Origin of the sequence: Tenacibaculum finnmarkense, assembly GCF_900239185.1 — a bacterium.
Classification (GTDB): Bacteria; Bacteroidota; Bacteroidia; order Flavobacteriales; family Flavobacteriaceae; genus Polaribacter; species Polaribacter finnmarkensis.
On sequence record NZ_OENA01000096.1, the window covers coordinates 1 to 4401 of the forward strand.

The 4401-nt window shown below is 28.2% G+C and carries 8 protein-coding genes; all 8 read right to left on the bottom strand.

Features of this window, described 5'->3' with window-relative positions:
- Window positions 1-1212: hypothetical protein (locus AQ1689_RS11005; protein ID WP_219618447.1), on the bottom strand; the 1212-nt coding region annotated here is incomplete at its 3' end.
- Between the two features lie 207 nt (window positions 1213-1419).
- A complete protein-coding gene (locus AQ1689_RS11010) occupies window positions 1420-1626 on the bottom strand; it encodes a hypothetical protein (protein WP_058885407.1) in 207 nt (68 codons plus the stop codon).
- A gap of 122 nt (window positions 1627-1748) precedes the next feature.
- On the bottom strand, window positions 1749-2162 hold the full coding sequence (locus tag AQ1689_RS11015; protein WP_145993767.1) for a hypothetical protein: 414 nt from the start codon (window positions 2160-2162) through the stop codon (window positions 1749-1751).
- 19 nt (window positions 2163-2181) lie between these two features.
- Complete coding sequence (locus tag AQ1689_RS11020) at window positions 2182-2412, bottom strand: Thoeris anti-defense Tad2 family protein (RefSeq protein ID WP_101956116.1); 231 nt, start codon at window positions 2410-2412, stop codon at window positions 2182-2184.
- Window positions 2413-2417: 5 nt separating this feature from the next.
- Complete coding sequence (locus tag AQ1689_RS11025) at window positions 2418-2684, bottom strand: hypothetical protein (RefSeq protein ID WP_101956117.1); 267 nt, start codon at window positions 2682-2684, stop codon at window positions 2418-2420.
- Window positions 2685-2692: 8 nt separating this feature from the next.
- Entirely contained in the window at window positions 2693-3163 is a 471-nt protein-coding gene (locus AQ1689_RS11030) for a hypothetical protein (RefSeq protein WP_101956118.1), read from the bottom strand.
- Between the two features lie 120 nt (window positions 3164-3283).
- Window positions 3284-4093 carry a hypothetical protein gene (locus AQ1689_RS11035; protein ID WP_101956119.1) on the bottom strand — a complete coding sequence of 270 codons (810 nt, stop codon included), beginning with the start codon at window positions 4091-4093 and terminating at the stop codon, window positions 3284-3286.
- Between the two features lie 12 nt (window positions 4094-4105).
- Window positions 4106-4291 carry a hypothetical protein gene (locus AQ1689_RS11040; RefSeq protein WP_145993768.1) on the bottom strand — a complete coding sequence of 62 codons (186 nt, stop codon included), beginning with the start codon at window positions 4289-4291 and terminating at the stop codon, window positions 4106-4108.
- Between the last annotated feature and the right edge of the window lie 110 nt (window positions 4292-4401).

Below are 4401 nucleotides of genomic sequence, written 5' to 3' on the forward strand. Positions count from 1 at the left end.
GTAGGGTAATACTGGTTCTATACCGTACTTACTTTTTTCTTTTCGAAGAACTACAAACCTATATTCTGCATTTACAGGGTTATCTGCATTTCCTACGACGAAATACCAAAGTCGATCAGATGAAGTGGCGGTTTTTGTAAAAACATCTACGGAATAACGACCGTTAGACTTGATAAAACTTTCAAATATCTTATCAAATATGTTTTTTATATCTCCTATGAATTTTAAAGAAATTGCCAACGTTTTACCTATACATTGATGATTTCCATTGTATGCAGCTTCACTTTTTAAATGTGCTATCCCTAGATCTAATTCTTTTAATATATTATTTAGAATATGCTGTATTCGTGGACGATTATTATATAGAATAGCGCTATCTAAATCATCTAATTCTTTTTCTAATTTTACTTTAAAATCTCGTTCAATTCTTAATTTTATTATTGGTAATTCGTATTGAGGTTCAGGACAGCCAAATAAATGCTCAACTAATCCTTGAACGGCTACATCTAAAACAGGTTTTAATGTTTCAAATAATCCTTTAACAAGTTCTCCTTGCCAAGTTCCAGCAGCTTGCCCACCTTTTGATTGTTGTTTTTGTAAGTGTTTTGGTTTAGCCACTCCAGCTAAACCATGATTATTTGTTTTAGCACTCATAAAAACATCTGATTTTTGATAAAAATCAGGTTCTTTAATTCCTGCTAAAGTTCCATCTATGGTATAATATCCTAATTTTAGATTTTTTGGATTTTTTTGATTTTTTGGAACAATTACATAAACGTGCGAATAACCAGCGGTTGCACTTTGTTTGATACGTCTTAAAAAATGATGTATTCCTAAATTTAAAAGAATTGTACTTGCAAAAATTGAGTAACTTTTACAGTCTATGCCGTTTTGACGACTTGCCCATGAACAAGCTGGACTTCTAAGCTCTTGATTTAATCCATCTATTTTGTATTGAAAATGATGGTATAAAAATGAGTGGATAGAAATAGCGGTTTCTTTGGTACTTTTACCTGCAAAAGTTACTGCAATGTTTTTTGTATGATTTTGATATTTCTTTGACCAGATAGCCATCTTATCAATTGCAGCTTTTGTATCTCCAGTAGTTAATTTGGTACTACTACAATTACTATAAGGCATTAAATGAGCGTATTCTTGCCCGCTTTTAATGTTCCTGTATAATGCTTGATTTATAGATTCTGCTTGACTCATTTACAACTATATCTGATTTGATACTGCAATAATAAAACAAGAAAAAAACATCATTTTTGTTCCGCAATGTTCCGAAGTATTAACACATAATTCAACTTCGATTAACTTCTATTAACTTCGATTAAAAAAGTTAAAATTGTTTAGTGTTTTTTGTTTTTCACAAAAAAAACCGCTAAAGCATAACTTTAACAGTTTCAAAAAAATGAACTATATATTTATATCATCAATATTAATATCTACTTCTTTATTAAAGTAATTTAATATTGCAGAAACCTCCCCAACATCTAAATTTCGAATATATTTAATATCGTTTATCGTCCGCTTTCTATTTTTAGAAACGACCAACCAAGTTACTTGCTGTAAGCGTTTTAGTTCTACTCCATTTAATTTAGCCCAAAGTTTTGCTTTAGTCATTTTTAATACCAATTATTAATTAATATAAGTTATATTTGTTTAGAGTTTTAAGAGTGTGTATATTCTTATTTTCTTTTTCATAGCAATTTTTAACCACTCGTTCGGGGTGGTTTTTTTATGCTTTAAACTATCATTGTAATTATTGGTGCTGCTGCCCAAAAAACAATGTTTATAATTAGATAAATTGACGAATTGTGTACTTTCCTATCATTTAAAATAGTTCCCTCTATTCGTTTTTTATCATCTAAAAAAACAGGTGTTATATTATAGAATATTCTTTTTTGAACATTGTCTAATTCCTTCCATTTTACCGAATTTTTAGAGCTTCTAAAATAAATAAATCCAATATATACAAATACTATAAACGCTGTAAAAGCGGTATAATATAGATGGTCATTGTCGAAAAATGCACCTATCATTACTAAACTAAAAGAAATGCTAAGAGGTGTAGCACCTCTTAACATATAAATTTCTTTTCCGAAAATTTTGGTTATATAACTTAACGCAAAATACTTTACTATTAATTTTCTTAACATAATTTCTAAAAGATTTTTTTTAATTAACAACTTCCCATTCATTCGAAAACAATTCGATTTGAGTTGGTATCCATGGAACGTTCCCAAAACGACTTTGTACATATAAATACGGAGCTGTCATTTTACTTTTTTCATCAGGATATTGAATTTTTATCATAACATCTTTACTCCAGTGAGCTAAACTCATTTTTAAAGAACCTTGACCAGCTTTTGTTTTTTTAAAAGCTTCTGAAAAACTATTTAATATCATACTTTCTAATTTTTAGTTTGTTTTTTATTTCGGTAATACGTAAGAATTACAGCACGATTTTTAGCATACCAATCGCAATATCCTTTGTTCATTTCTACTTCCATTTCATACTGTGAAGCTTCTTTTACCGTTCCTTTATAAAATACGTGAGACGTTATTAATCGTTCCGTTCCATCGACTATTTTATAAACGATTCTTGTTTCGTTATTTTCGGTTATTTTCGTGTCTGTTAAAAAATAAACGATGTTGTTTTGAATGTTGTCATTACTCATATTTTCTATTAGTTTAAATTAAAAAGAGATGAATTATTAGCTTTATATTTAATTATTTCTTTATTAAAATCAACGAAAATTTTATGTAATAATTCATTGCTTTTTTGTACAAAATCTTCGTTTTTAACGTTCAATGATACATAAGCTAAATTACCTATTGAAGTAGCATTTAATTTATCATATTCGTACAAGAAACTAGACCCTAGAAGTTCTTCAGGAGCATATCTCACTAAATTAACCGTAACTTCATCTACATATTTTGACATCCATTCAATAGGTAACATTATTATTGAAAGACCAATATTTCTTAAATGATTCATTGGATATTTTAAACCATTTTCATCAAACTCTTTAAATGGTTTTTTTAAAGTAATTCCATTTATTCCTGTCGTATATATTTCAGATAATCCTTTTTCCAAAGAAATTCTCTCTTCAGAAGATAAATCACTTAATCTTAAAAATGTGTTGTCATTACTCATTATTTCTATTAGTTTTTGGTTTATATAATTTTTTTTCCTGATTTACGATCAACAACATCAGAACCAATGTTAATATTATTATAATAAAATATATTAAAGCAATTATATGTAATACGTCCATTACTTAATATTTTTAGGGTTCATTTTACATTTACCTTTGTGAGAGTCTCTTGAGCGTTTACTAGGACAAACACGTTTACAATAAGGACAAGTTTTATCAATACTATCTAGTAAATTAGTTTGATTACCTGCTTTTACTTGGTCGGTATATAGTCGACCATGGTCAGCATCTGGTCGAACATGGTCGGTATATGGTCTGTTATGTTCCAATTCTGTTTCTGTTTTTTCAAAAGCAATTGAACGGTGTTCTAACTCTGCTATTACCTGTTCCGATTCTGTTCGTTTCTGTTCCAAAATAAATTTTTCTATTTTAACAAGTTCTAGCTCTGCTATTACTTGTTCCAATTCTGTTTGTTTCTGTTCCGATTCTGCTTTTTCGATTTTTTCGACTTTCACTACAAATACATGATTTAACCAATAACCGATATAAGTTACAAAACCACAAAAAATAAGATTATTTGTAATTTCTGTTGTATCTGTTTTGTGCATAATATCCACAATTACACAAAGCATCAAGAAGTCAAAAAACGCAATGGATACAATTACCCACTCTTTTTTTTCAGGAATATTAACAGCAATATTTAGCATTGCTTTTGCTACGAAATAACCAAAAAACAATGCAGGAATTACACGTAAATAATCGTTTGGAATTAAGTATTCAAAAAGCAAATAGAAAAAAGATGCTTGTTTAATACCATAAAAAATATTATAACTTTGAATAGATACAGCCAACGAACGCATAGAAGTTAGCGATTTATAAAGCGGTATTTTTGCCTGATTTTCTCGGAGTGTTTTTAGTTGATTTAACATGTTTTTTCAGCTTTAGAAAGGTAAATTTGTTGTTTTAACGAAGTAAAATGAAAACTTGAATAAATGAATTTCTATTGCTTTTTCTTCATACTCAATAATATCTGCATTTTCGTATTTTAAAAAATGATTATCTTTTAAACGAAATTCAATTTTCAGATACTTCTTACTAGGTTTAAAATGTTTTTGATATAATATCATAACTTCTTTTTTACTTATTTTTTATTATATATTTGAGTATATAACTCGTTTATTTTTTTATAAACTTCTTTATTATCGTAATTATCTTTGCCGATTTTTTCAACGCCATT